The organism is Kitasatospora sp. McL0602 (assembly GCF_052076145.1).
Taxonomy (GTDB): Bacteria; Actinomycetota; Actinomycetes; order Streptomycetales; family Streptomycetaceae; genus Kitasatospora.
In genome coordinates this window covers 7,661,119-7,684,136 of sequence record NZ_CP197246.1, presented here as the reverse complement: position 1 = coordinate 7,684,136, position 23,018 = coordinate 7,661,119, and the positions used below count along the sequence as shown (strand labels likewise).

Annotated in this window: 24 protein-coding genes and 2 pseudogenes; 19 read left to right on the top strand and 7 right to left on the bottom strand. The window is 68.7% G+C overall.

Annotation, left to right across the window (positions count from 1 at the left end; all coding sequences use genetic code 11):
- Positions 1–43 precede the first annotated feature (43 nt).
- The 9 genes from ACR68M_RS34835 (at position 44) to ACR68M_RS34795 (ending at position 8,782) form a co-directional block, all read left to right on the top strand.
- On the top strand, positions 44–760 hold the full coding sequence (locus tag ACR68M_RS34835; RefSeq protein WP_441248171.1) for a LuxR C-terminal-related transcriptional regulator: 717 nt from the start codon (positions 44–46) through the stop codon (positions 758–760).
- Positions 761–977: 217 nt separating this feature from the next.
- Positions 978–1,820 (top strand): tyrosine-type recombinase/integrase, encoded by an 843-nt coding sequence (locus ACR68M_RS34830; protein ID WP_441248170.1) that lies wholly within the window; start codon positions 978–980, stop codon positions 1,818–1,820.
- A 64-nt stretch (positions 1,821–1,884) separates the two neighbouring features.
- The gene (locus tag ACR68M_RS34825; protein WP_441248169.1) at positions 1,885–3,018 is read left to right on the top strand and encodes a tyrosine-type recombinase/integrase; all 1,134 of its coding nucleotides are present in this window, start codon (positions 1,885–1,887) and stop codon (positions 3,016–3,018) included.
- A 62-nt stretch (positions 3,019–3,080) separates the two neighbouring features.
- Complete coding sequence (locus ACR68M_RS34820) at positions 3,081–4,211, top strand: tyrosine-type recombinase/integrase (protein WP_441248168.1); 1,131 nt, start codon at positions 3,081–3,083, stop codon at positions 4,209–4,211.
- Positions 4,208–4,537: a helix-turn-helix domain-containing protein gene (locus ACR68M_RS34815; protein WP_363589644.1), complete on the top strand. Its 330-nt coding sequence runs from the start codon at positions 4,208–4,210 to the stop codon at positions 4,535–4,537. The genes ACR68M_RS34820 and ACR68M_RS34815 overlap by 4 nt, the downstream gene beginning before the upstream one ends.
- Positions 4,534–6,945: a site-specific integrase gene (locus tag ACR68M_RS34810; RefSeq protein ID WP_441248167.1), complete on the top strand. Its 2,412-nt coding sequence runs from the start codon at positions 4,534–4,536 to the stop codon at positions 6,943–6,945. Before ACR68M_RS34815 ends, ACR68M_RS34810 begins: the two co-directional genes overlap by 4 nt.
- A 148-nt stretch (positions 6,946–7,093) precedes the next feature.
- A complete protein-coding gene (locus ACR68M_RS34805; protein ID WP_441248166.1) occupies positions 7,094–7,663 on the top strand; it encodes an SMI1/KNR4 family protein in 570 nt (189 codons plus the stop codon).
- 102 nt (positions 7,664–7,765) lie between these two features.
- A complete protein-coding gene (locus ACR68M_RS34800) occupies positions 7,766–8,287 on the top strand; it encodes a hypothetical protein (protein WP_441248165.1) in 522 nt (173 codons plus the stop codon).
- Positions 8,288–8,440: 153 nt separating this feature from the next.
- A complete protein-coding gene (locus tag ACR68M_RS34795) occupies positions 8,441–8,782 on the top strand; it encodes a helix-turn-helix domain-containing protein (RefSeq protein ID WP_441248164.1) in 342 nt (113 codons plus the stop codon).
- A 392-nt stretch (positions 8,783–9,174) separates the two neighbouring features.
- Here ACR68M_RS34795 and ACR68M_RS34790 read toward each other — a convergent pair whose 3' ends face one another.
- The gene (locus ACR68M_RS34790) at positions 9,175–9,441 is read right to left on the bottom strand and encodes a hypothetical protein (protein WP_441248163.1); all 267 of its coding nucleotides are present in this window, start codon (positions 9,439–9,441) and stop codon (positions 9,175–9,177) included.
- Positions 9,442–9,654: 213 nt separating this feature from the next.
- Here ACR68M_RS34790 and ACR68M_RS34785 point away from each other — a divergent pair, with 213 nt between their 5' ends.
- The 9 genes from ACR68M_RS34785 to ACR68M_RS34745 all read left to right on the top strand — a co-directional run bounded on the left by ACR68M_RS34785 (position 9,655) and on the right by ACR68M_RS34745 (position 18,539).
- Complete coding sequence (locus tag ACR68M_RS34785; protein ID WP_441248162.1) at positions 9,655–11,094, top strand: hypothetical protein; 1,440 nt, start codon at positions 9,655–9,657, stop codon at positions 11,092–11,094.
- Positions 11,091–11,927, top strand: a complete 837-nt coding sequence (locus ACR68M_RS34780) for an HAD family hydrolase (protein WP_441248161.1) — start codon at positions 11,091–11,093, stop codon at positions 11,925–11,927. The genes ACR68M_RS34785 and ACR68M_RS34780 overlap by 4 nt, the downstream gene beginning before the upstream one ends.
- Before the next feature lie 124 nt (positions 11,928–12,051).
- Positions 12,052–12,921: an IS5 family transposase gene (locus tag ACR68M_RS34775; protein WP_441248160.1), complete on the top strand. Its 870-nt coding sequence runs from the start codon at positions 12,052–12,054 to the stop codon at positions 12,919–12,921.
- Between the two features lie 215 nt (positions 12,922–13,136).
- A complete protein-coding gene (locus ACR68M_RS34770; protein WP_441248159.1) occupies positions 13,137–14,864 on the top strand; it encodes an IS1634 family transposase in 1,728 nt (575 codons plus the stop codon).
- A 702-nt stretch (positions 14,865–15,566) separates the two neighbouring features.
- Complete coding sequence (locus tag ACR68M_RS34765; protein WP_441248158.1) at positions 15,567–16,250, top strand: hypothetical protein; 684 nt, start codon at positions 15,567–15,569, stop codon at positions 16,248–16,250.
- Between the two features lie 241 nt (positions 16,251–16,491).
- Positions 16,492–16,782, top strand: a complete 291-nt coding sequence (locus ACR68M_RS34760) for a transposase (protein WP_441251792.1) — start codon at positions 16,492–16,494, stop codon at positions 16,780–16,782.
- On the top strand, positions 16,775–17,182 hold the full coding sequence (locus ACR68M_RS34755) for a hypothetical protein (protein WP_441248157.1): 408 nt from the start codon (positions 16,775–16,777) through the stop codon (positions 17,180–17,182). The genes ACR68M_RS34760 and ACR68M_RS34755 overlap by 8 nt, the downstream gene beginning before the upstream one ends.
- Positions 17,085–17,942 (top strand): hypothetical protein, encoded by an 858-nt coding sequence (locus ACR68M_RS34750; protein ID WP_441248156.1) that lies wholly within the window; start codon positions 17,085–17,087, stop codon positions 17,940–17,942. The genes ACR68M_RS34755 and ACR68M_RS34750 overlap by 98 nt, the downstream gene beginning before the upstream one ends.
- A gap of 219 nt (positions 17,943–18,161) precedes the next feature.
- Positions 18,162–18,539 carry a luciferase domain-containing protein gene (locus tag ACR68M_RS34745; protein ID WP_441248155.1) on the top strand — a complete coding sequence of 126 codons (378 nt, stop codon included), beginning with the start codon at positions 18,162–18,164 and terminating at the stop codon, positions 18,537–18,539.
- Between the two features lie 77 nt (positions 18,540–18,616).
- On the opposite strand, the pseudogene ACR68M_RS34740 reads toward ACR68M_RS34745, so the two are convergent.
- Both ACR68M_RS34740 and ACR68M_RS34735 read right to left on the bottom strand, forming a co-directional pair.
- Positions 18,617–19,279 (bottom strand): annotated as a pseudogene (locus ACR68M_RS34740) (alpha/beta fold hydrolase); the annotation flags it as partial.
- 222 nt (positions 19,280–19,501) lie between these two features.
- Positions 19,502–19,951: pseudogene (locus ACR68M_RS34735) on the bottom strand (cupin domain-containing protein); the annotation flags it as partial.
- A 102-nt stretch (positions 19,952–20,053) separates the two neighbouring features.
- On the opposite strand from ACR68M_RS34735, the gene ACR68M_RS34730 reads away from it, so the two are divergent.
- Entirely contained in the window at positions 20,054–20,677 is a 624-nt protein-coding gene (locus ACR68M_RS34730; protein ID WP_441248154.1) for a TetR/AcrR family transcriptional regulator, read from the top strand.
- Here ACR68M_RS34730 and ACR68M_RS34725 read toward each other — a convergent pair.
- From ACR68M_RS34725 to ACR68M_RS34710, 4 genes are all read right to left on the bottom strand, one after another.
- Positions 20,640–20,849, bottom strand: coding sequence for a hypothetical protein (locus ACR68M_RS34725; RefSeq protein ID WP_441248153.1), 210 nt, complete (start codon positions 20,847–20,849; stop codon positions 20,640–20,642). The genes ACR68M_RS34730 and ACR68M_RS34725 overlap by 38 nt on opposite strands.
- Positions 20,850–21,079: 230 nt before the next feature.
- A complete protein-coding gene (locus tag ACR68M_RS34720; protein WP_441248152.1) occupies positions 21,080–21,352 on the bottom strand; it encodes a hypothetical protein in 273 nt (90 codons plus the stop codon).
- A gap of 76 nt (positions 21,353–21,428) precedes the next feature.
- On the bottom strand, positions 21,429–21,755 hold the full coding sequence (locus ACR68M_RS34715; RefSeq protein WP_441248151.1) for a hypothetical protein: 327 nt from the start codon (positions 21,753–21,755) through the stop codon (positions 21,429–21,431).
- 38 nt (positions 21,756–21,793) lie between these two features.
- A complete protein-coding gene (locus tag ACR68M_RS34710) occupies positions 21,794–23,008 on the bottom strand; it encodes an RNA-guided endonuclease InsQ/TnpB family protein (RefSeq protein ID WP_441248150.1) in 1,215 nt (404 codons plus the stop codon).
- Between the last annotated feature and the right edge of the window lie 10 nt (positions 23,009–23,018).

Genomic DNA, 23,018 nt, shown 5'->3' with positions numbered 1-23,018 from the left:
AAGGGGATAACCAGTGACGCCGACGCCGAGCAAGCCGGTCCGGGTGTTCCTCGTCGAGGGCAACCCGCTCATACGGATCGGCATCGCCACGGTGTTGACGGACAGCGCGGTTCTCCTGGTGGGCGAGGCCGCGGACGGCGAGGCGTGCCTGGAACGGATCGGAGACACCGGCCCGGACGTCGTGCTCCTGGATCTCGACAGGCCGTGGGAGGCCGGACTCGCCGCGATCCGGTCCCTGGTGCGCCGCTTCCCCGCCGTGGGCGTCGTGGCGACCTGGTCGGACCGGAACGGGGATAGCGAGTTCGCACTGGCAGCCCTGGCGGCCGGCGCCCGGGGACTCCTGCGGAAGGACCTGGAGCCGGCCATGATCCTCGACGCCGTCCGACTCGTCCAGGGCGGCGGAGTGGTGCTCAGCCCCGGTGTCAGCGGCGTGCTCTCGTCACTCCTCGCCTCGGCGGCCGAGGCCCCGAGCAGATGCGCTCTCACCGCCCTGACTGCCCGTGAGCACGATGTGCTCCGTCTCATCGCCTGCGGCTTCGACAACCGGCGGATCGCCAGGGAGCTGATCCTCTCGGACAAGACCGTGCGCAACTACGTCTCGGCCGTGTTGACCAAACTGGGAGCCGGCAGCCGCAGTGAGGCCATCGTGACCGCACGTACGGCGGGGATCGGGCATACCCCACGGAGTGGAAGCCCGATCCGGCCGGCTTCCCGCTCCACACGGCATATCCAGTCGCCGCCACGCCACCGGCCTGCTTGAAGGGGCACTACCGCGCGATGCCGCCCACACCGGTGACTCCACCCCTCTCAGCGGCATTCCTGATCACGTCGCACCGAGCTGGGCCGGGTACCTGGGGAGCGGGGATGAATCGCAGGGTGAGCTGAGATCGGGTGACCCTTCTGGTTCTCGCGTCGTTCGGCTGAGTCACCTTGGTGCCGACGCAGATCAGCGGGTTCTGGCTCAACTTCCGGGCCCTGTGGTCTTCGGCAAGTTGCGCCTGGAGGAGCTCGCCCACGACCACATCGCCGCCTACACCCACCAGCCACTCGAAGCCGGCCGCGGACGCCAGGCCGTCTACCACTGCCTCGCTACGCTCTCCAGCGCCCTCGGCACCGCCGTCCGCACCCACCACCTCCCCTTCAACGCCGCCCAGCCCCTGCCCATGCGCAGGCCCCGCCCCGACGAACGCGTCCCCTGGAGCGCGGAGCAGGCCGTCACCTTCCTCGCCCACTGCCGCGAAGTCGACCCCGCCTTCGCCGACCTCTTCGAGGTCATCATCGGCACCGGCCTGCGCAAAGGCGAGGCACTCGGCCTCCAGCGCCCGTGCGTGCGGCTGGACGACCGCGTCATGTACATCCGCCACACCCTCTCCGCGATCGACAACCACGAACTCGTCCTCACCGCACCGAAGACCAAGAAGAGCCGCAACTGGGTGCCCCTGTCCGACCGCGTCGCCGCCGCCCTCCAGCGCGCCATGACCCGAAGCACCCCCACCATCAACAACCACATCTTCCAAGGCCCTGACGGCAAGCCCCTCCACCCCGCCGCCGTCCGTAAACGCTTCCACGAACTGCGCGAACAGGCCGGGCTCCCCCACGTCACCATCCACGACCTGCGCCACCTCGCCGCCACCCTCGCCCTGGAGGGCAACGTGCCCATGGCCGTCATCTCCAAGACCCTGCGGCACTCCACCCTGTCGACCACCGCGAACATCTACAGCAACCCTCGGGAATTGCATCTGATGGGCGAGAAGCCGCAGGTCACGAGGTCAGGACAGCGTCCGGCAAGGTCTCCATCCTCCTACAATTTGGCGGCCTGAGCTGGGAGTTTGGCGACAAGATCCCATCTGATGCAAGATTTGCCCTCTGGAAGGGAGGGCGGAAGTGGGTCTACAGCGACGTGCCGACCTGGCTGGGGCAGCTCATCTGGAGCTGGTTTCCGGGGTGGTCCAGCTGCGTCCGCAGGACGCGATGGTCGAGGCGATGCTGCGGGGCCGGCGGGCTCAGCAGGCAGCTCGTGGGCTCCGCGAGGACACGGTCACTCCTCGGGAACGGCTCGTGCGCCGGTTTCTGGAGTACACCAACGAGTACCCGTGGGCCTGGACGCCCGGCCATGTGGATGAGTGGTCGCTGTGGCTGACCAGTGAGAAGCACCTCGCCCCGTCCACGATCCGCAGTTATCAGGGCGGCCTACGCTTGTTCAGCGAGTTCCTGATCGACGGCCGTTACGGCTGGACGGTGGCCTGCGAGGACGCCTTCGGCACCCACCCGGTGGCCATCTGCCATGAGTGGAACACCATCGCCCACCTCAACGACTATGAGGGTCGTCCCGAGGCGAGGCCGTTCACCCGCGAGGAGATCCAGCGCTTCCTCGACTACGCCGACGACCAGGTCGAACGGGCGGTCCGGGCCAAGCGCAAGGGAGCCCTCGCCGCCTACCGCGACGCCACGCTCTTCAAGGTCATCTACGGGTGGGGGCTCCGCCGCACCGAGACGTCGAAGCTGGATGTGGTCGACTTCGGTCGGAATCCGAAGGCTCCGCAGTTCGGCCGGTACGGCACGCTCAACGTCCGCTATGGCAAGGCGAAAAAGGGTCAGCCTCCACGTCGTCGGAACGTGCTGTCGGTGATGGACTGGGCGGTGGAGGCGGTCGCCGACTATGTGGAGAACGTACGTCCCCGGTTCGGCTGCGAGGACCACCCCGCGTTGTGGGTGACCGAGCGGGGCGGCCGGGTCAAGCCGGCGGAGATCAACGCCCGGTTCGTCGCCTACCGCGACGCCCTGAAGCTCCCGAAGGAGCTGACCGTCCACTCCGTTCGCCACGCCTACGTCACACACCTCACCGAGGACGGGGTTGACCGGCGGTTTCTGCAGCAGCAAGTCGGTCACGAGAATGACAGCTCCACTGCCATCTACACCAACTCTCAGGAATTGCATCAGATGGGTGCGAAGCTGCAGGTCGCGAGGTCACGGCGGGGGTCCACCAGCGTCCGGCGAGATGTCATGTTGACTGCCTGAACTGGGAGTTTGTCGTCATCATCCCGTCTGATGCATGATTTGCCCTTCGAGAGGGAGGGCGAGTGGGGCAGCAGAGGCGGGTAGATCTGGCTGGCGCGGCTCATCTGGAGCTGGTTTCCGGGGTGGCCCAGTTGCGCCCGGAGGACGCGATGGTCGAGGCGATGCTGCGGGGGTGGCGAGCCCAGCAGGCCGCCCGAGGGCTGCAGGAGGACACGATCACCGCGCGCGAACGACTGGTCCGGCGGTTCGTGGACTTCACCAACGAGTACCCGTGGACCTGGGGGCCGGGCCATGTCGATGAGTGGTCGCTGTCGCTGACCGGCGAGACGCACCTGGCGCCGTCCACGATCCGCAGCTACCAGGGCGGACTACGGCTGTTCAGCGAGTTCCTGATCGACGGGCCTTACGGCTGGTCGGTGGCCTGTGAGGATGCCTTCGGGACGCATCCGGTGGCGATCTGCCATGAGTGGAACACCATCGCGCACCTCAACGATTACGAGGGCAGTCCCGAGGCGAGGCCGTTCACCCGCGAGGAGATCCAGCAATTCCTGGACTACGCCGACGATCAGGTCGACCGCGCGGTGCGGGCCAAGCGCAAGGGCGCCCTGGCTGCCTACCGGGACGCCACCTTGTTCAAGGTCATCTACGGATGGGGCCTGCGCCGCACCGAGACCTCCAAGCTCGACCTTGTGGACTTCGGCCGCAACGCGTCGGCTCCGCAGTTCGGCCGGTACGGCACGCTCAACGTCCGCTACGGCAAGGCAAAGAGAGGCCAGCCACCACGGCGCCGGAACGTGCTGTCGGTGATGGACTGGGCGGTGGAGGCGGTCGCTGACTACGTCGAGAACGTCCGACCGCGCTTTGGCTGCGAGAACCACCCCGCGCTGTGGGTGACCGAGCGCGGCGGCCGGATCAAGCCGGCGGAGATCAACGCCCGGTTCGTCGCCTACCGGGACGCGCTGAAGCTGCCGAGGGAGCTCGTCGTCCATTCCGTCCGCCACAGCTATGTCACGCATCTGACCGAGGACGGGGTCGACCGACGCTTCATCCAATCCCAAGTAGGACACGAATGTGACAGCTCAACGGCCGTATACACCCATGTCAGCAGCGACTTCATGAACACGGCCCTGCTCAAGGCGCTCACTCCCGCGCTCGCCGCGGAGCCCGCGACGACCAGGAGGGACCGCCGATGACAGGCAAGCTCGACTACCAGTGGCATCTGCGGCAGGTCATGGCGACGCGCGGCATGTTCTCGACCACTGACATCACCCCGCTGCTGGCCGAGCGTGGCATCGAACTGTCCTCCAGTCAGGTCTACCGGCTCGTCGTTGAACGCCCTGAACGTCTGAGCCTGAAGATCCTCATGGCCCTGCTGGACATCCTGGACTGCACCATGGACGACCTCATCGAGCCGACGGCCGTGGCCGGAACCACCATGAAGCGGAAGGCGGTCGGCTCTGACACGGGCGTCGGAACATTGCGTCCGAAGCGGGCCCGCATCACCCCGGTCGACGAATGACGCCGCTACCGGACCCCATCCGCGATCCGGCCGGCACCGTCGTGGACCTGGTCATGACGGCCGATCCCGATCTCGACCGGAACACCGTCCTGCGGATCGTCGAGCAGACCGGCGGCGGACGCGCCAAGCGCCGCAGGCTCGCGGCGGCCCTGGTCGAGAACCCCTCGGTCCTCACCTCAGGCCGGTCGCCCGCACCGAAGAGCGTCGGTGACCTCCTCCTCGCGTTGCGGCAGTCCGGGGCAGCCGGGATCGCTCTGCCGCGGTGCGCGGAGTGCGACCGCGAGGTCACCTCAATACAGCGACGCTCGGAACACTGGTACTGCCCACCGTGCTTCGTCCGACCCCAGCAGTGCTCCGCCTGCGGCCACGAACGGCAGGTCGCCTTCCGCGACCGCCTCGGCCGGCCGCGCTGCGGCCAGTGCCCGAACCAGGACGACCCCGACCCGGCATCCACCCTGGTCGCCCTGATCACCGGGATCGACCCGGAGCTGTCGGCCCACACGGTCTCGGTGTCGCTGGACACTATGGTCACCAAGCGCGCCCACCTGCACAAACTCGCCTGGATCCTGCGCGATGCCCCGGAACTGCTGACCGGCGATGGAGCGAAGGCCCCCGTCCCCATGCTGCTGAGGCTCATCGACACCCTGGTCGACGCGGGCACCACCGCGATCCGGCGGCCGCCGTGCCCCCACTGCCGCCGCATCGTGCCGCTCACGAAACAACGCGACGGAATGAGGGTCTGCCGCACCTGCTACGCGCGCGCCCGCACGGTCGCCTGCTTCCGCTGCGGAACGCTCCGCGAACCGGCGGCCCGTGACGCGCAGGGTCGACCACTGTGTCCATTCTGCCTGATCAGCGACCCGGACAACCTCGAAGACTGCCTCCAGTACGGGCGCCGCCAACGCGTCAGCACCCGCACAACCGACGGCCCGTTGTGTCCGACCTGCCGACCGCAGCGCATCTTGACCTGCACCATCTGCGCGAGAACCGTCCCCTGCCTCATCGCCAAGGTCACCGGCCAGCCCTGGTGTCCGGCCTGCGCTCGTCTTCGCACGACGTGCTCAGCCTGCGGGCGCATGGACATCGTCCGCGGCGGGACGCGCCAGGCACCGCTGTGCGGCACCTGCCTCGTCCCGGACGCCGCCTTCTGGAAGACCTGCCCCCACTGCGGCGCCGGCGGACGGCTCACCTCCGGCGCCTGCGCCCGCTGCCACCTCCACGAAAAGCTCCGCAGCATGCTGCACCACAGCACTGACGCCCTGCGGCCCGAACTGGAGCCACTGCACCAGGCCCTGGCCGACACCGACCGGCCGGCAACCGCGCTCGGCTGGCTGTCCCGCCCAGCCGTCGCGGACCTCCTGACCAGCCTTGTCGCCACCGGCGGCCCCCTGACGCACGCCGCGCTCGATGACCTTGAACCGAGCAAGACCCTGACCCACCTACGAAGCGCCCTGGTCGCCACCGGCGGCCTGCCCCGACGGGACGAGCACCTCGCTCAGCTCGAACGATGGACGACCCGGAAGATCGCCGCACGCCCCGACCCGGAGGAACGGAAGATCCTTCACCAGTACGGCACCTGGCACGTGGTGCGTCGCCTGCGCCAACGGTCCCGCGAGGCGACGACCGCGAACCAGGCAGCCGTCGCCCGTCGCCACCTCAGTGCGGCGACGAGCTTCCTGGACTGGCTCACCGCGCACGACCTCACCCTCGCGACAGCCGGACAAGGTGACCTGGACCGGTGGGCCGCCGAGGCGACCACCAGTAACCTCTCCAACACCGGGCACTTCCTCCGCTGGGCCAGGGGCCAGAAGCTGACCCGGCTCGACCTGCCCGCACTGCGCTGGACCGGCCCGATGGGCGCCATCGACACCGAGACCCGGTGGGAACAGGCACGCCGGCTCCTCGGCGACAGCACCCTCAAACCCGAGGACCGACTCGCCGGCCTCCTGGTCCTCCTCTACGCCCAGCGTCCCGCCGCGATCAGCCGACTCACCCTGGACCACGTGCACCGCGAAGACCAGCGCGTTCGGCTCCAGCTCGGGAGCGTGCCGGTCGTGCTGCCCGACCCCCTGGCCGACCTCGTCCTCCACGTGGTTGCAGACCGCCGGGGGCACGCGTCACTCGGTGCCCCCGACACGTCGCCGTGGCTGTTCCCCGGCGGACGACCAGGGCACCCGATCAGTTCCTTCCGGCTCGCCGAGCGGCTCCGCGCCATCGGCGTCCTCCCGGGCCAATCTCGCACTGCGGCGCTGTTCCAGCTCGCCGAGGAACTCCCGGCCGCACTGCTCGCACGCATGCTCGGAATCCACATCAGCGTCGCCGTCCAATGGCAGCGAGCCGCAGCCGGAGACTGGGCCACCTACGCCGCGGACGTCAGCCGTCGCACCAACCGACCTGACCCGACCTGACGAGGAGGGGCAGCTCAGACGCTTCTTCGGCTACTTGCGAATCACGCTCAGCCCACCTGGGCGAGGCGTCATGTCGGAGCCGCTCAGTATGATCGCGCCGCTCCTCTGATCCCCCTGCGACTGCTGCCTCCAAGAAAGGTCCGACCCCATGTCCGACCACCTTCTGACCGTCTTCGCCATGCTGGGACCGGGGGGCCGCCGCTTCGCTGACCCGCAAAGCTGGGCACGCCTTGAAGCGGAGATCGGAACGCAACTTCCGCCCGAGTACAAGGAGTTCATCGACGAGTACGCGCCGATCCGAGTCAACAGCCACCTCTCCTTCGATCACCCAGCGACAGAACGATGGAACCTCCTGGAAGCGATCCGGCAGACCGAGCAGGCCTTCCGTGACGCCGACTGGGACGGCCTTCCGCATCCCGACACCGGAGCCGACGGAGTCCTGATCCCCGCGCTGTCGACCGACTTCGGCTTCCACGTCTTCCTCCGCCGTAGCCCGGGGACGCCCGACTGGAGCGTGGTGGTACACGACCGGGACGAGGGCGGGTACTGGGAGCACGCCATGGGCTTCGCAGAGTGGCTCCACCGGCATCTCATCGGCGAGGAAGTCATCCACCCGAACGGAACGTACTTCTATCCCGGGCCGGTCAAGCTCGAACACCTCCCCATGAGCCCGAGCGAACGCCCAGTCCCCTGGCACGGCCCCGAGCGCGGGATGTGACACCCAGCCAGGTACCTACGCCAATGAAGAGTGTCAGCGCCAACCCGGCAAGCTGACCGCCGGACCCGCAGACGACGCAGACGACGCAGACCAGGACACCTGATGACCGTCTCCACCGTTTCCGCGGGCCGGCTCTTGGCCTGGCACCGCGAGATCACCAGCGCACTGGACGAAACTCTCAGCCTCTTCGAGAGTACCTACGGTTACCCGCCAGGCAGCAATGACGTTCTTCTAGCCAGCGAAGAAAGCCGGTCCGAAGCCGCACAGTTGGAGGGGACCACCGAGATCCCGCCAGCTCTGATCGTTTTCTACACCACGATCGCTGAGCTTCGCCTGCCTGACGTCGACCACGGGTACTTCATCCACTCGCCCGTCCACGTGCTCAACGATCTCGCCGCTTACGGACCCGTCCACGTCACTGAGCACGCCACCGGCATCGTGTTCGGCAGCGATGGCGGAGGCATCCTGTTTGCTCTCGGTCATGACGGGAGAGTCCACCGGTCCACCACAGCATCCTGGTTCGTTGACTTCGAGATGGCTGCCCCGAGCCTGGGTCACTTCCTTGATCACCTGCACCGCGCGGTCGCGGACTTCGCAGCCAACGGCCGTGCCGAGCATCTCTGATTCGTCCCACCATCGGTCACCGCATCAGCAGGCATTCAGACAGTTCCAATACCCGACGTCACCATTACACGTCAGCGACGACTTCATGAACACCATGCTCCACCAGGCACTTGCTCCCGCGCTCGCCCCGACCTCCGCAGACAAGGACCGCTGATGACCGCCAAGCTCGACTACCAATGGCACCTGCGCAAGGTCATGGCCGACCGCGGGATGTTCTCCACTACCGACCTCATCCCATTGCTGGACGAACGCGGCATCACCTTGTCGTCCAGCCAGATCTACCGGCTCGTCGTCGAGCGCCCCGAACGGCTCAGCCTGAAGATCCTCATGGCCCTGCTCGACATCCTCGACTGCACCATGGACGACCTCATCGAGCCCGTCGCCGCAACCGGCGCCGCATCAACTACCCGCACGAGGATGGCTGTTGGTGCTGACTCCGGTGTCGGTGACCTGCGTCCCAAGCGGGCCCGCATCCGCGGTCTCGAGCGGTCGTGACCGCACCTGGGCATCCCGAGCAGTCCGTCTCCGAACCGATCGGGATGATCGTGGACCTGGTTATGGCCGTCGAACACCGACTGGAGCCCGACCGGATCCGCGCCGTGGTCGTCAGCGTCGCGGGCGGCCGCGCGAAGTCACGCCGCCTCGCGACGCATCTGGCCGAGCATCACAGCGTGCTGAGCGACGGCCGCTCGCCGGCACCCAGGGCCGTCGGAGACCTTCTCATCGCCCTGCGTGAGGCCGGAGCCCAGGCCATCTCACCGCCGTGTTGCGCCGAGTGCGGCAGAGAAATGCGAACCCTTCAGCGCCGTGGTCAGGACTGGTACTGCTCGGTCTGTGGACCACAACCCGAGACGTGTGCTGCCTGCGGGAACACCCGCCGGGTCGCGTCACGAGACCGGGCCGGGCAGCCACGATGCGGCAAGTGCCCCGACACCGACGGACGCGACCCCGTCGCGGTGATCGGCGCCCTGATCGCCGAACTGGATCAGCAGGCCGGGCAGGAAGTGATCGCTGACGCGGTCCGCCGATCGGCACCCCGTCCCTCTTACCAGCAGAAACTCGCCTGGGCTTTGGAATCCAACCCCGCCTTGCTGACCGGCGACGGCCACCTCGCGCCCCACCGCGCGATCCTCCGGTTGATCGACCTGCTGCACGAGGCTGGCGTCGCCGGGATCGTCCGGCCGTCCTGTCCGGGCTGTCGCAGAGTCGTACGCATCGACAAGCCCCTGGACGGACAGCGGGTCTGCCGCACCTGCATCTCCCACTCCCGCATCGAGGAGTGCTCGGGGTGCGGAGCCCGCCGAGAGCCGGCCACCCGCGACGACCAGGGCCGACCGCTCTGCCCGAGCTGCCCATCCCTCCCCACTATGACTTGCAGTATCTGCGGCGAGAAGGAGCCCTGCGGCACCTCCCGGACCACGGGTCGACCGTGGTGCCCGGACTGTCAGCGCCGCTCAGCCTCGTGCTCAGCCTGCGGAGACATCGCCTCGATCGTCTCCGGCACCCTCGACCAGCCCCTTTGCGCTGGCTGCACCGCCCCTGAGGTCTGGCACATCTGCCCCACCTGCACCGACCCCGACTACCCGCACCCCGGTCAGTGCGCTCGCTGCCTCATCAACCGGCGCCTCAACGAGCTGCTGGGCCCTCCGTCCGATGCCCTCCACCCCGGCCTCGAAGTCCTCCGGCACAACATCGCCACCACCGAGCACCCCATCACCGCCAGGCGGTGGCTGAACAAACCGTCCGTCTCCCCGGTCCTGTCTGACCTCGCGGCCGGCCGACGGGCCCTGACCCACGAGGCCCTCGATGAACTGCCCGACAGCCCGCCCCTCGCCCATCTCCGCCAAGTCCTAGTCGGCGTCGGCGCCCTGCCCGAGCGGGACGAATACATGGTCCGACTCGAACGCTTCCTCACCGGCCTCCTCGCCTCCCAGCAGGACCCCGAACAACGCAAGGTCCTGCACCAGTATGCGATTTGGCACCTGGTCCGGCGGCTTCGCCAGCGCAACAACGGCCGCCCGCTTACCCCGCAGCAGTTCATATCCGCACGTCAACGCACCCACGCGGCCGTCGCCTTCCTGAACTGGCTGACGGCCCACCACCTCATCCTGGAGACCTTTCAGCAGGCCGACCTCGACCGGTGGCTCACCGACGACTCCGCCACCTACCGCCAGACGGCCGGGCACTTCATCCGCTGGGCCCGCACCAACAAGCTCACCACCGTCCACGTCCCCGCCGTCCGCTGGAACGGCCCCACTCAGCCACTCAACGACGAAAATCGCTGGAATGTCGCACGTCGGCTCCTGCACGACGACACCCTCAAACCCGAAGACCGCCTGGCTGGGCTCCTTCTCGTCCTCTATGCCCAAGGGCCGTCGGCGATCCACCGGTTGACCACCAAGGACGTCGAGGTTGGCGCTCAGGAAGTACGTCTCCACCTCGGCAATGCACCCGTCCAGCTGCCCGAGCCCGTCGCCGAACTGGCCCGCACTGTCGCCGCGAACCGCAAGGGGCATGCGACCATCGGCGCCCTGGCGCCGTCTCCATGGCTCTTCCCCGGCGGCCAGCCCGGACGGCCGATCAGCACCACACAGCTGACACAGCGACTGAACAAACTCGGCATCCGCCCCAACCAGGCCCGCAGCACCGCGCTCTTCCAGCTCGCCACCGAGATCCCCGCCGCGATCCTCGCCCGCACCCTCGGCATCCACACCGACGTCGCCGTCGCCTGGCAACGGCTCTCCGCGGGCGACTGGACCACCTACGCCGCCGATGTTAGCCGCCGCACCACCTCACAAAGGACATGAGCAACGTGCCATCTCTCCCCATTGAAGCTGTGCTGTTCGATCTGGACGGAACGCTTGTCGACCATGACGCCGCTGCCGAAGAAGCAGTTGCCGCCAGCTTCCTCTCCCCCTTCGCCCCGTCTTCTCTCGAACGAGATCGAGTCGTCCGCCGCTGGCGGGAGCTGGAAGCATGGGCGATGGACCGTTACCTGGCTGGTGAACTGACCTTCCACGAGCAACGTCGCCTGCGCATCACACGTCTCGCCGACGAGTTCGGCCTCGGCGCATGGTCAGACGAGAAGGCGGATGACTGGTTCGCTCAGTACCTGAGTCGCTACGAGGCCGCCTGGCAGACCTACAACGACGTGACCCCAGCCCTGGCCGTCCTGACGGCCGAGCCCCGACAGCTTCGGCTCGGCGTCATCACCAACGGAGACGCTGACCAGCAACGCCGCAAGCTCCAACACGTCGGTCTCACCAGCCTGCTGCAGCATGCCACCATCTCCAGCGAGGCAGGCGCCGCCAAACCCGACGCGAAGATCTTCCGGACCGCATGCAGCGAGCTTCAGCTCCAACCTTCACAGGTGGTCTACGTCGGAGACCGACTCCAGACGGACGCAGAAGCGGCCATCGCCGCCGGGCTGCACGGGATCTGGCTCGACCGGCGCGACATCGCCTCCGTCACATCGGTCCCACGCATCAGGACACTGACCGAACTCGCCCCCCTTCTCACACAGCTTATGAGAGGTCGTTTTCATCTGTTCCACCCGCATATAGGTCAATTCTCGGAGAGCGTGGGCGTGGTGCGGAAGAGGCGGCAGGTGTGGCTGGGGTATGGGGGTCGGACGGGGTGACAGTTGGGGCAGAACGCGGTTTGCGCCTGTCTCATCCCAAGACGTCCGGCCTTCGTGACTGCGTGCTTCTGGTGCCATCGACGCACGCCTGGGCGCACTCGGTCCGCGGCGGTACGCCGAAAGCATGCCGACGCGACGCCCGTATCCGAGTGATCTGTCCGATGCCCGCTGGGAGTTGATCGAGCCGGTCCTGTCCGCCTGGCGCTTCGAGCGCCGCGGCCGGGCACTGGACTTCGGCCGGCCACCGGAGCACGACCTGCGCGACATCATGGACGCGATCCTGTACGTGGACCGCACCGGCGTCCAGTGGCGCTACCTCCCACACGACTTCCCGCACTGGAACACGGTCTACGGCTACTTCGCGAAGTGGCAGCAGGAAGGCGTGTTCACCCAGCTCAACGGCCTGCTCAGGCAACTGTTGCGACAGAAGGAGGGCCGGGACGGCGAACCGTCGGCCTGCGTGATCGACGCCCAGAGCGTCAAGACCTCCACCAGCGTCCACGCCTCCACCCAGGGCATCGACGCCGGAAAGAAGATCGTGGGCAGGAAACGCAGCATCGTCGTCGACACACTCGGCCTCCTGCTCGCGGTACGGGTCACCGCGGCCAGCGTCCAGGACTCCGTCGCCGGCACCCGGCTCCTCGACCAGGTCGCGGCCGAACACCCCGGCATCCGCAAGGTGTGGGTCGACGGCGGCTACCGCCAATACCTCGTCGAACATGCCGCCACCCTTGGCATCGACCTGGAAATCACCACACGCACCCCGGGGACCAGGGGATTCACCCCGATACCGAAGCGTTGGGCAGTAGAGCGAACCTACGGATGGCTCATGCTCCACCGCCGCCTGGCCCGCGACTACGAAACCCTCCCAGCCCGCTCCGAAGCCATGATCCACCTCGCCATGACCGACCTCATGGCCCGCCGCCTCACCGGCGAGAACACCATCTCCTGGCGCGACCCGACACCACAGACCAAACAGCTGATACCGGGATAAAACATGGGGAGAAAACGACCTCTGAGCGTCCGGGGCAAGGCATTCGGACAGTTCCAATAGCCCGGGTTCGACAGTCTGCGGGCACACGACCGGGTCTGATCGATTGTCTTCGCTGGTCAGCGTGATCTGAGTGGTCTAGAGCAGATCTGGGGTGCGGACATGCGGGTTTGCTGATTTAGCTGCCGTGAGCTGGGGTTCTGTCGCATCCTGCGGGCATGTACGTGCGGAAGACCCAGCGCCGGAACCGGGACGGCAGTGTGGTGCGCTATGTGCAGCTGGCGACGAACCGGCGCGTCGGCGGCACGACACAGGCCGATGTGCTGCTCAACCTGGGTCGGGAGGACAGGCTCGACCTGGACTCCCTGCGGCGGCTGGTCGACTCTCTCAACCGCTATCTCGGCGACGGGGACGCGGATGTGGCCGCGCCGCTGGGCCTGGAAGGCGGCCCGCTCGCGGTGGAGTCATCCCGGCCGATCGGGACGGTGTGGCTGCTGGACGGCCTGTGGAAGCTGCTGGGCATCGACCAGGCGCTCGCGAAGGTACTGGACGCGCGGCAGTTCCGCACCGATGTGGAACGCGCTCTGTTCGCACTGGTCGCCAACCGCGCCGTCGCCCCGAGCTCCAAGCGGGCCGCCGCTGAGTGGGCCGGCAAGGACGCGGTCGTGCCCGGCATCGAGGAACTCGCCGAGCAACACGCCTACCGAGCCATGGACCTGCTGGTCGACGAACACACCCAAGCCGCTGTCCAGGAAGCGGTGTTCTTCGCCGCCGCGAACCTCCTCGACCTCGAAGTCGACCTGATCTTCTTCGACACCACCAGCACCTACTTCGAACGGGACGAGGCCGACGACAGCGACGACGCGCTTCGCCGCTACGGACACTCCAAGGACCACCGCAAGGACCTGCCGCAGATCGTGATCGGACTGGCCGTCACCCGCGAAGGCATCCCGGTGCGGATCTGGACCTGGCCCGGCAACACCAACGACCAGACGGTCATCACCCAGGTCAAGGCCGACCTGCGGGCCTGGCGGCTGGGGCGGGTGGTGACCGTCACCGACTCCGGCTTCTCCGGCGAATCCAACCTCGCCTGCCTCAAGAAGGCCGGCGGCCACTACATCACCGGCGTCAAGATGCGTGAGGGATCGACGAAGGCCACCGAGGCCCTCGCCCGACAGGGCCGCTACCAGCAGGTCCGCGACAACCTGCGGGTCAGGGAGGTCCGCCTGGACTCCGACCCCGGCCGACGCTGGATCATCTGCCACAACCCCGCCGAAGCCGAACGAGACGCCCGACGCCGCGAGGAACAACTCACCGCGATCACCGAAGAGCTGGCACGCATCGCCACCGCCCGCGCCCAGGACGCGAAGAGGGCGAAGGACAAGGCCGCCAAGGCGGGCCTCAAGCGCGCCGTCCCACCGCCGGACACCGTGCACCGCAAGGCCGAGTGCGCACTTCGCGACCATCCCTCGCTCGGCCGATGGCTCAAGCAGTCCCAGACCGGCCGGCTCTCCATCGACCGCGCCAAGGTCAAGACCGAGGCCAACCTCGACGGCAAGTACCTCCTGGCGACCTCCGACCCGGACCTGACCGCCGAGGACGTCGCCCTCGGCTACAAGAACCTCCTGGAAGCCGAACGGGCCTTCCGCACCATGAAGTCGACCTTGTATCTGCGACCGGTCTACCACCGCGTGGACGACCGGATCCGCGCCCACGTGCTGCTGTGCTGGCTGGCCCTGCTGCTGATCCGCGTGGCCGAACGCCGCACCGACACCACCTGGCGGTCCATCAGAACCGAACTCCAGAGGCTCCACCAGGTCACCCTCGCCGGGCCCGCCGGACGCCTCCGGCAGACCACCGACACCACCGAGGCCCAGGCCCGGATCTTCCGGGACTGCGGCGTCCCGATGCCACCAAAGATGAGCGGCCTCACGCCTGCCGAATAGCCCCTGAACTGGGCAAACATCCACTGGAGCCGTGGACACACGACCCCGGCGCGCTGTCATGCCGGAACCCGCAGGTCACCCCCGATATCCGGCCCAGTTATGTGCCCACACACTGTCGAACTCGGGAATAGCCGACGTCACCATTACACCTGACCTGGGACGTCGCCAGGGCCGCCGTGAACACCATCGAAACCAGGCTCCACCTCGCCCAGTCCCGCACCCACTGCGGCACCGACGCCCTCGCCAGCCCCTTGCCAAACCCGCTGTTCAGTCACGCGGCCTGACACAACCGCACAGCTACAGCCACCCCGGTCCACTAGGCCGCCCAGAACGCGGCAAGGACCAGCCAAACGGTCGGCCCCTGCCGGTCCATCACTGACACCCGCTCAGCCCCGGAGCCACCACCACACCTGACGCCGCGGGCTCCACAGGCACGCCCACTTCCGGGAAACCACGCCCGCTTCGACACCGGGGAGAAGCCCATTCGAAGACCGGCTACGCGGCCTGTGTCGAACGCGACCTCATCCCAGCCTTCGGTCGCCTACGGCTGCTCGACCTTCGGCCCAAGCACATCGACGAGTGGATCGTCGCCCAGCTGGAAGCCGGGCAGGGCCGGGTCACCGTCTACAAGGCCGCATCCACCCTGCGCAACGCGCTGAACGCCGCCGTCCGTCCGGCCTGGTGTTCAAGATCCAGGCGAACATGGACCCCGCCCATCGCGACCGGATCGCCTTCGTCCGAGTCTGCTCCGGCGTCTTCGAGCGCAGCATGCACGTCACCCGGGCGGCCAGCGGCCGCTCGTTCGCAACCAAGTACGCGCACACCGTCTTCGGAGCCGAGCGCACCGTGGTCGACACCGCGTACCCCGGCGATGTGGTCGGCCTGATCAACGCGAGCGCGCTGCGGGTCGGCGACACCCTCTTCACCGGCAAGAAGACCGAGTTTCCCCCGCTGCCCGCCTTCGCCCCCGAGTACTTCGCGGTGGCACGGCCCAAGGACATCAGCCGGTCCAAGCAGTTCCGCAAGGGCGTCGCCCAACTCGATGAGGAAGGCGTGATCCAGGTGCTCGTCTCCGACCGGCGTGGCGACCAGGCGCCGGTCATGGCCGCAGTCGGCCCGATGCAGTTCGATGTGATCCTGCACCGGATGGAGCACGAGTTCTCTTCCCCAATCGCCCTCGACCAGCTCTCCTACCGCGTGGCCCGGATCACTGACGCCGACGGCGCCGCTGCCCTGGCCAAAGCCCGCCTGATCAACGGCGAGGTGCTCACCCGCCGCTCGGACGACGTGCTGCTGGCCTTGTTCGCCGACAAGTGGCAGCTGAACGCCTTCCAGCGCGCCCAACCCGACATACTGCTCCAGCCGCTCATCGCCACGGCGGACTGATCGCGGACCTCTCGGCCCGGCGGCGCCGCTTAGCACGGCGGACGACGGACGGCGCACGTGCGGCCCCTGCCGAGAGTCCTCCGGGGAGTGTCAGCTTCTTGGCTCTGTCCCGTATTCGGGATGCTGTTGGTGATCTTCACTGGCGAGAGTGAGGTTGCCGTAGTTCGGCTGATTGCGCCCGTGCTTGTCTGCTGTCCTGGCCTGGAGATTGGGCTGGTCAGAGGGGTGGACTGCGGTGGCGATGGGTTCATGGTCGGGGCGGGAGATCCCGCCGCTGACCACGCGGATGGCGCGGGCGAGCAATCCTCGGGGCACGGCTGCGATGTGGGTGCGGGATCATCTGGATGGTCTGTTCACGGACGAGGATTTCGCCGACTGGTATCCCGCTGACGGACGTCGTGGTCTGTCACCGGCGCGACTGGCGTTGGTGTCGGTGCTGCAGTACGCGCAGAACCTCACCGATCGTCAGGCTGCCGAGGCCGTCCGGTGTCGTCTGGACTGGAAATTACTGCCTGGGACTGGAGTTGGATGATCCGGGCTTCGATTTCTCGGTGCTCAGCGAGTTCCGTGACCGGATGGCCGAGGGCGACCGAGCGGACCGGTTGCTGACGGTGATGGTGGAACGGCTGGTGGAGGCGGGGCTGGTCAAACGGCGGGGACGACAGCGGACCGACTCCACCCACGTCCTGGCGGCGGTGCGGCGCCTGGACCGGACCGAGCTCGTCGGTGAGACCCTGCGGGCGGCCCTGGAGGAGTTGACTGCCGCCGACGAGGACTGGGTGTCTGCGCTGGTCACTGATGAGTGGGCCCGGCGTTACAGCCGGCCGGCGCGCTATGAACGGCTGCCTGCGGGAGGCGAAGGAACGCGAGCAGTACGCGCTCACGGTCGGCGAGGACGGGATGCGCCTGTTCCGCGCTCTTCTCGCCCCTGACGCTCCGGCCCGGCTCCGGCGGCTGCCCAAGGTAGAGGTGATGCGACAGGTCTGGGTCCAGCAGTACTGGTACGACGAACACGGTGACCTGTGCTGGCGCGGGCCCAAGCAGACCCGCGACCGGCTCAGCCGGCGCACGACAGGCAGGCGGGCTGCTTCCGGGGCGGCCGCTGCCGGTGGGAGCCCGGATCCCGCTTCGGCCACCACGCCCTGGTCGTCGGTGGAGATCGTCTCCCCGCACGACCCGCGGGCGCGCTTCAGCCACAAGCCCGGCAAGGCCGAGTGGGTTGGCTGCAAGGACCACCAGACAGAGACCTGCGACGAGGGCCTGCCGAACGTCATCGTTCACGTCGCCACCACACCGGCGCCCGAGCAGGACATCGACGCCCTGGAGAAGATCCACGCCGACCTCGCGACGCGCGGCCATGCCCCGGCCGAGCACCTCGTCGACGGCGGCTACGTCACCCCGTCCACCATCCACCGGGCCAGGGCCGAGCACGGGATCGACCTGGTCGGCCCGGTCAGGCTCGTACCCAGAACCGCACTGCCGGGCTTCAACAAGGAGGACTCCCACCCCAACTGGGATGACAAGACGCTGACTTGCCCGAACGGAGCAACCAGTCCGCCCTGGAAGCCGACACTCGCCGACGGGCAGCGGTTCGGCTACCCGACGTTCCCGAACGCCACCCACCTCATGCACACACACGACCCGCGACTGTACGTCGAGGCCCTGCGCGGCTGGGCCTCGACACTCGATTGACAGGCACGCCCGCCGTAGTGGTTCCGCCCCGGAGAATCCGTTGCTCCATGCCCGCGAATGCGGCACCGGATCGCGGGCCGGTCATCGGCATCAGGCCTGCCTCGCTCATGCCGCCGCGCGGAGGTTCCCACCGGCTTGGCGTTGCCGTTCGACAACTCGAGCGCGGGAACGGCGCGGCAGGAGCTGGTGGCTCACTCGGAGCAAGCCCATGATGTCAGCGTGAACGATGCCGAATATGCCCTGGAACAGCTCCTGTCCTGGCCCGACCTACAGCCCGCTCCGCCGAGCTGCGGCATCGGCCAGGCGCTCGTCGCCGGGAGCAGCGAGATCGTCCATATCTACTCCTCCCAGAGCGCCGACGTGAACCTGACCGCCTCGGTCATCCGTCGGCTGGGCGAGGAGCTGGAGCACTCGCCGGGGGTCCGGCTGCAGGACGGCTCCCCCTGGGGCACCGTCCGGCTCGGGTCCGCGTCGGACGCCCGGCTGCTGCTCACCCTCACCAGCCTCGCTCTCCACGCCCACGGGCAGCGCGGCGGTGACCCCGCTCCGGCCGCGCCGTGCAGCGCTGCAAGCGGCCGGACCCCGCCGGCCGAGTAGCCCGACGACAGTGGTTTCTGCCTCCATGCCTGCCAGGCCGCAGCGGTCCCCCCGGAGCGCGGTCACGGTCGCGGATGTCACTCGCCGTCGGGCTTGACCAGGCTGTCGACAAAGTCACCTATGGAGGCCATGACCGAGGCGGGCTGCTCGAGGTGGGGGAAGTGCCCGGCCTCGGCAATGGGCCGGAAGGTGGCCCGGGGGAATGCCCCGGCCAGCTGCCGCTCGTACTCCAGCGGCACGATGCCGTCCTGCTCGCCCGCGATCACCAGGACCGGGACCGTCACTCGGTGCAACCGGCCGCGGAGCTTGGGGTCGTGGCAGAACGGGGCCCCGGCGTACACCGCCAGGGCGCGCTGATTGGCGGCCATGGCGGTCTTCTGCTGCTCGCTGAGCGCGGCGGGGTCGAGGCGCAGCGCAGGGTTGTGGAAGGCCAGTTCGCCGGTGCGGACCGGGCCGAGCTCGGCAGGGTCGGCAATAGCCAGCGGCGGCTCGGGGGTGATGCCCGTGGAGCCGAGCAGGACCAGTGCGCCGATCCGGCCCCGGGTGTCGCGCAGTGCCATCTCGGCGGCGATCCAGCCGCCGACCGAGCTGCCGGCCACCAGCACTCCATCCAGGCCGAGTTCGTCGAGGAGGTCGAGGTAGGCGCAGGCCAGGTCGGCGACCGTGTCGACGTTCTCGGGACGGGCTGTGCCGTCGAAGCCTGGGTGGGTGGGCACGACGACGTGGGCATGCTCGGACAGGGCAGCTGCGAACCCGGCCATCGACCGGGGCCCGGCGCCGCCGTGGAGCACCAGCACGGCGGCGCCGTCGCGGTGCTCGCCGAACTCCTGCACGGTCACGCCGAGGCCGTGGCGCAGGTCTATGGTGCGGGACGTGCTGGTGGGAGCGGTGACGCCCATGGGTTCGGCTTCCTTCTGCTCGGCCGCGGGTGAGGTGTGCGCGGGTGCGGTGTGCGGGAGACCGGTGACCGCCGTCGTGGCGTAACGCGCCATGACCTGGGCGAGATTCTGCGGGGTCATGGGTCGGCCGTCGGCGATCATGTCGCGCAGGTCCTGGAAGTACCGGACGTACAGGTCCGGGGTGAAGGTGTTGACCATGACCAGGGGCTGGCCACCGGGGTTGGCGAAGGTGTGCGGGGCTCCCGGCGGGACCATGACGAACGTTCCGGCGGGAGCCTCGTGCACATCGTGGCCGACGGTGAAGCGGGCGGTTCCGGAGACCACGTAGAAGCCCTCGTCGTGCTCGGCGTGGCGGTGCTGGGGCGGCCCCTCGGCGCGGGGCGGGATGGTGATCTCGGCGACCCCGAGCCGGTGCGCGGTGCCGGTGCCGTCCTCCAGGACGCGGATCCGCGCCCGCCCGAGGTCGATCACCTCACCGCCGCCGGGGGCGACGACTGAGACGTCAGTGTCCATGAACGATCCTTCGTGAGAGCTAACTCTCACGACTGTAGGACTGTCGCGCGCGTTCATGCAAGTGCTCTCTCATCATTGGGGTCCACTTGCTAGAGTGGCCTCATGCAGGAGGAAGCGAACACCCCCCGTAACGCGAACGGCCGCGCCAACCAGAAGCTGCGCACCCGCGCGGCAATCGTGTCGGCCGCAGCCGAACTGATGCGCACCGGGGGCGAGGTGACCATGCCGGAGGTCGCCCGGCGGGCCCTGGTCTCCGAGGCCACCGCCTACCGCTACTTCCCCGACCTGGCCACCCTGCTCCGGGAGTCGATGGCCGGCGCGTGGCCCTCGCCTGAGCAGGCGCTGCGCCTGGTCGCCGACTCCACCGACCCCGTCGTACGCATCGCCGCCGCGACCGAGCACCTGCTGCGGCAGGTCCTCGCCTACCAGGGCGCCACCCGGGCCATGATCGCGGCCACCATCACCCGCCCCGAGGCCGCCGCCACCCGCCCGGCCCTGCGGCTCGGCCTCATCGACCACGCGCTCGCACCCGTGACGGACGTCGCCGGCGTCGACCCGGCCGCGGTGGCCCAGCTGAAACGGGACCTCGCCGTGGTCATCAGCGCCGAGTCCCTGTTCACCCTCACCGACCTGCTCCATCTCGACGACGAGGAGGCGATCGCCAGCGCGGTGCGCACGGCCACCACGCTCACCCGCGCCACCCTCGGCGACGCCGGACGGCGCTGATCCCTGGCCTTACCGTTCCGGCGCGGGCCGAGGCCTGTCCCACCGGGCGGTGCCCGTGGTCAGCCGAGTCGCGCACGGCGGCGAAGCCGTAGCCGCGCACCTCCTCCTCGTAGGCGTGCAGCACCTCCGCGATCGGCCGGCCTGCGGCCGCCTCGGTCAGCTGGCCGGTCAATACGCGGGCGTCGCGCAGCGCGGTGTCGGCACCGACGCCGATGGCGGGCTCTCACGTGGACGGCGTCGCCCAGCAGCGTGACCGCGCTGGACGGCCAGGCCGCGACGAAGACGTTGATTCGCATCTCGTACCTGGCCCGGGAAGATCGAGGCCGGGTCCTGTCGGGCAACGATCCCGACCGGCCGGGGGGGTGCCAGCCGTCCACCAGGGCGAGCGTCAGCGAGCGCAGGTCAGCGCCGTCCATCGCGGACAACTCCGGTCAGCGTACGGGCACTGCTCGCGGCGCGCGCCGAAAACGCAGGCGAGGTGGTCGCTGTGAACGCTTCGCCCAGCTCGTCCGCGAAACCGCCGCTCACCACCGCGACCGCCTCACCTGACCGGGCAAGGACCGCTCCAAGCTGGTGCCGGCGCTGCGGGCGATCTACGGCGCGCCGACCGAGCAGGCCGCCGAGCGGGCCCTGGACGAGTTCGCCGCCTCCGAGCTGGCGGATCTTCTTGGACATCATCGGTGTTTCCCATCCGGGTCCGGGCAGCGTCCAGCGGCACGTCGGCAGCGTGGACACGCCCTCGTGGCAGAGGTCAGCAGCGACCGCAGGCGGACCGCGCCCGGCAGCCTTCGCGGCCCGTCCGCCCACGCGCCCGGCACCGGCCCGCAGCACAGCCCGCCCCGCCGCCCAGGGCCGCGACGGCGAGCGCCACCGCGATCCCGAGCGCAGCTGTACGTGCCAGCCCGACGGTCCGCGCCACCTTGGCCGAATGCCGCACCAGTCGCCACACGGCGGCCTCACCACGACGCAGCCACCACCCGGCGGCCAACCCGGCGGCCAGCTGCGCGCCGAGCATCGCCGGGCTCAGCCCGAGGAACAGCGCATGCCCCCCAGACGGCCACGTGGGGCGTAGCAGCAACCGTGACTCCTCCCCGGCGTGAACGCCGGGGCTTCTCGTTAAGCCGGTTGGGCTTCGCGACGGACCAGCCCGGCCCGTAGAACGTTGACGGCGCCCACCGTGTCTGCGTGCGCGTGGTGGCCGCAGGCGACGCAGTGGAACTGTGCCTGTGTGGTCCGGTTGTCCGCGCTGGTGTGCCCGCACTGGGGGCATTGGCGGGACGTGTTGCGGGGGTCCACGGCGATCACTTCGCGCCCGGCGCTTTCAGCCTTGCTCGCGAGGATCGTGAGGAACACCCCCCATCCGGCATCCTGGATCGAGCGGTTGAGTCCGGTCTTCGCTGCCGCGCCGTTGGGCAGGAACGCGCCCGGCTGGTCGAGGTCGGGCCTGGGTTCGGCGGTGCGCAGCATGGTGTGGATCGTCAGGTTCTCGTGCGCGATGAAGTCGTGCTCGCGGACCAGGGTGAGGGCGGTCTTGTGTGCGTGGTCCAGGCGTTGACGGCGGACCTTGCCGTGGAGCTTGGCGACCTTCTCGACCGCCCGGCGGTGGTTGGCGGTCCGTTTGTCCCGCCGCACGCGCGGGAAGTTGCTCAGGGACTGCTGGGCGGCTTCGAGGCGGTCGGCGTTGCTGCGGCCGTGGCGGGGGTTGGGGACGAATCCGCCGTTGCTGTCGGCGAGGAAGTTGGCTATGCCCAGGTCGATGCCGACCATGATGCCGGTCGGCGGGAGCGGTTCGGGCTGGTCCTGTTCGGCGGTCAGCACGACGAACCACTTACGGCCCTCGCGCTTGACGCTGACCGTCTTCACCCGGCCGACCACCGGGCGGTGCTGGTGCACCTTGACGTGTCCGACTCCTTGCAGGCGGACGCGGGTCACCGGGTCGTGCGGGGTGGCGTCCCAGCGGCATCCGTCGCCGTCCTTCGGGAACTCCACCGTGTCGAACCAGCTCACCCCGCGAAAGCGCGGATAACCGGGCGTCTCACCGGACTTGACCCGGCGAAAGAACGCCACGAATGCCTTGTCCAGACGGCGCAGCGTCGCCTGCTGCGAAGAGAACGACCAACGTCCCTGACGCTCCGGGTCGAACGCCCGGATCTCCTTCAGCTGCGCGGACTGCATCCCGTACCTGACACTCGTCCTCGACGGGTGCCGGTAGGCGTCACGGCGCTCCTGCAACGCCCCGTTGTACAGGGAGCAGTGATCACGCAACATCTCGCCCAAAGCCTGCGCCTGACCCACCGTGGGCCGCATGAGGAACTTGTACGCACGGATCATCAGGCCCACC

What these genes read in the sequence shown, in the direction of transcription:
- ACR68M_RS34775 (WP_441248160.1), top strand. Translation starts at nt 12,052, where the DNA reads ATGCCGACGCGACGCCCGTATCCGAGTGATCTGTCCGATGCCCGCTGG.
- ACR68M_RS34795 (WP_441248164.1), top strand. Translation starts at nt 8,441, where the DNA reads ATGACCGCCAAGCTCGACTACCAATGGCACCTGCGCAAGGTCATGGCC.
- ACR68M_RS34800 (WP_441248165.1), top strand. Translation starts at nt 7,766, where the DNA reads ATGACCGTCTCCACCGTTTCCGCGGGCCGGCTCTTGGCCTGGCACCGC.
- ACR68M_RS34750 (WP_441248156.1), top strand. Translation starts at nt 17,085, where the DNA reads ATGAACGGCTGCCTGCGGGAGGCGAAGGAACGCGAGCAGTACGCGCTC.
- ACR68M_RS34760 (WP_441251792.1), top strand. Translation starts at nt 16,492, where the DNA reads ATGGGTTCATGGTCGGGGCGGGAGATCCCGCCGCTGACCACGCGGATG.
- ACR68M_RS34785 (WP_441248162.1), top strand. Translation starts at nt 9,655, where the DNA reads ATGACTTGCAGTATCTGCGGCGAGAAGGAGCCCTGCGGCACCTCCCGG.
- ACR68M_RS34710 (WP_441248150.1), bottom strand. Translation starts at nt 23,008, where the DNA reads ATGATCCGTGCGTACAAGTTCCTCATGCGGCCCACGGTGGGTCAGGCG.
- ACR68M_RS34780 (WP_441248161.1), top strand. Translation starts at nt 11,091, where the DNA reads ATGAGCAACGTGCCATCTCTCCCCATTGAAGCTGTGCTGTTCGATCTG.
- ACR68M_RS34720 (WP_441248152.1), bottom strand. Translation starts at nt 21,352, where the DNA reads ATGTCCAAGAAGATCCGCCAGCTCGGAGGCGGCGAACTCGTCCAGGGC.
- ACR68M_RS34805 (WP_441248166.1), top strand. Translation starts at nt 7,094, where the DNA reads ATGTCCGACCACCTTCTGACCGTCTTCGCCATGCTGGGACCGGGGGGC.
- ACR68M_RS34815 (WP_363589644.1), top strand. Translation starts at nt 4,208, where the DNA reads ATGACAGGCAAGCTCGACTACCAGTGGCATCTGCGGCAGGTCATGGCG.
- ACR68M_RS34730 (WP_441248154.1), top strand. Translation starts at nt 20,054, where the DNA reads ATGCAGGAGGAAGCGAACACCCCCCGTAACGCGAACGGCCGCGCCAAC.
- ACR68M_RS34765 (WP_441248158.1), top strand. Translation starts at nt 15,567, where the DNA reads ATGGACCCCGCCCATCGCGACCGGATCGCCTTCGTCCGAGTCTGCTCC.
- ACR68M_RS34770 (WP_441248159.1), top strand. Translation starts at nt 13,137, where the DNA reads ATGTACGTGCGGAAGACCCAGCGCCGGAACCGGGACGGCAGTGTGGTG.
- ACR68M_RS34810 (WP_441248167.1), top strand. Translation starts at nt 4,534, where the DNA reads ATGACGCCGCTACCGGACCCCATCCGCGATCCGGCCGGCACCGTCGTG.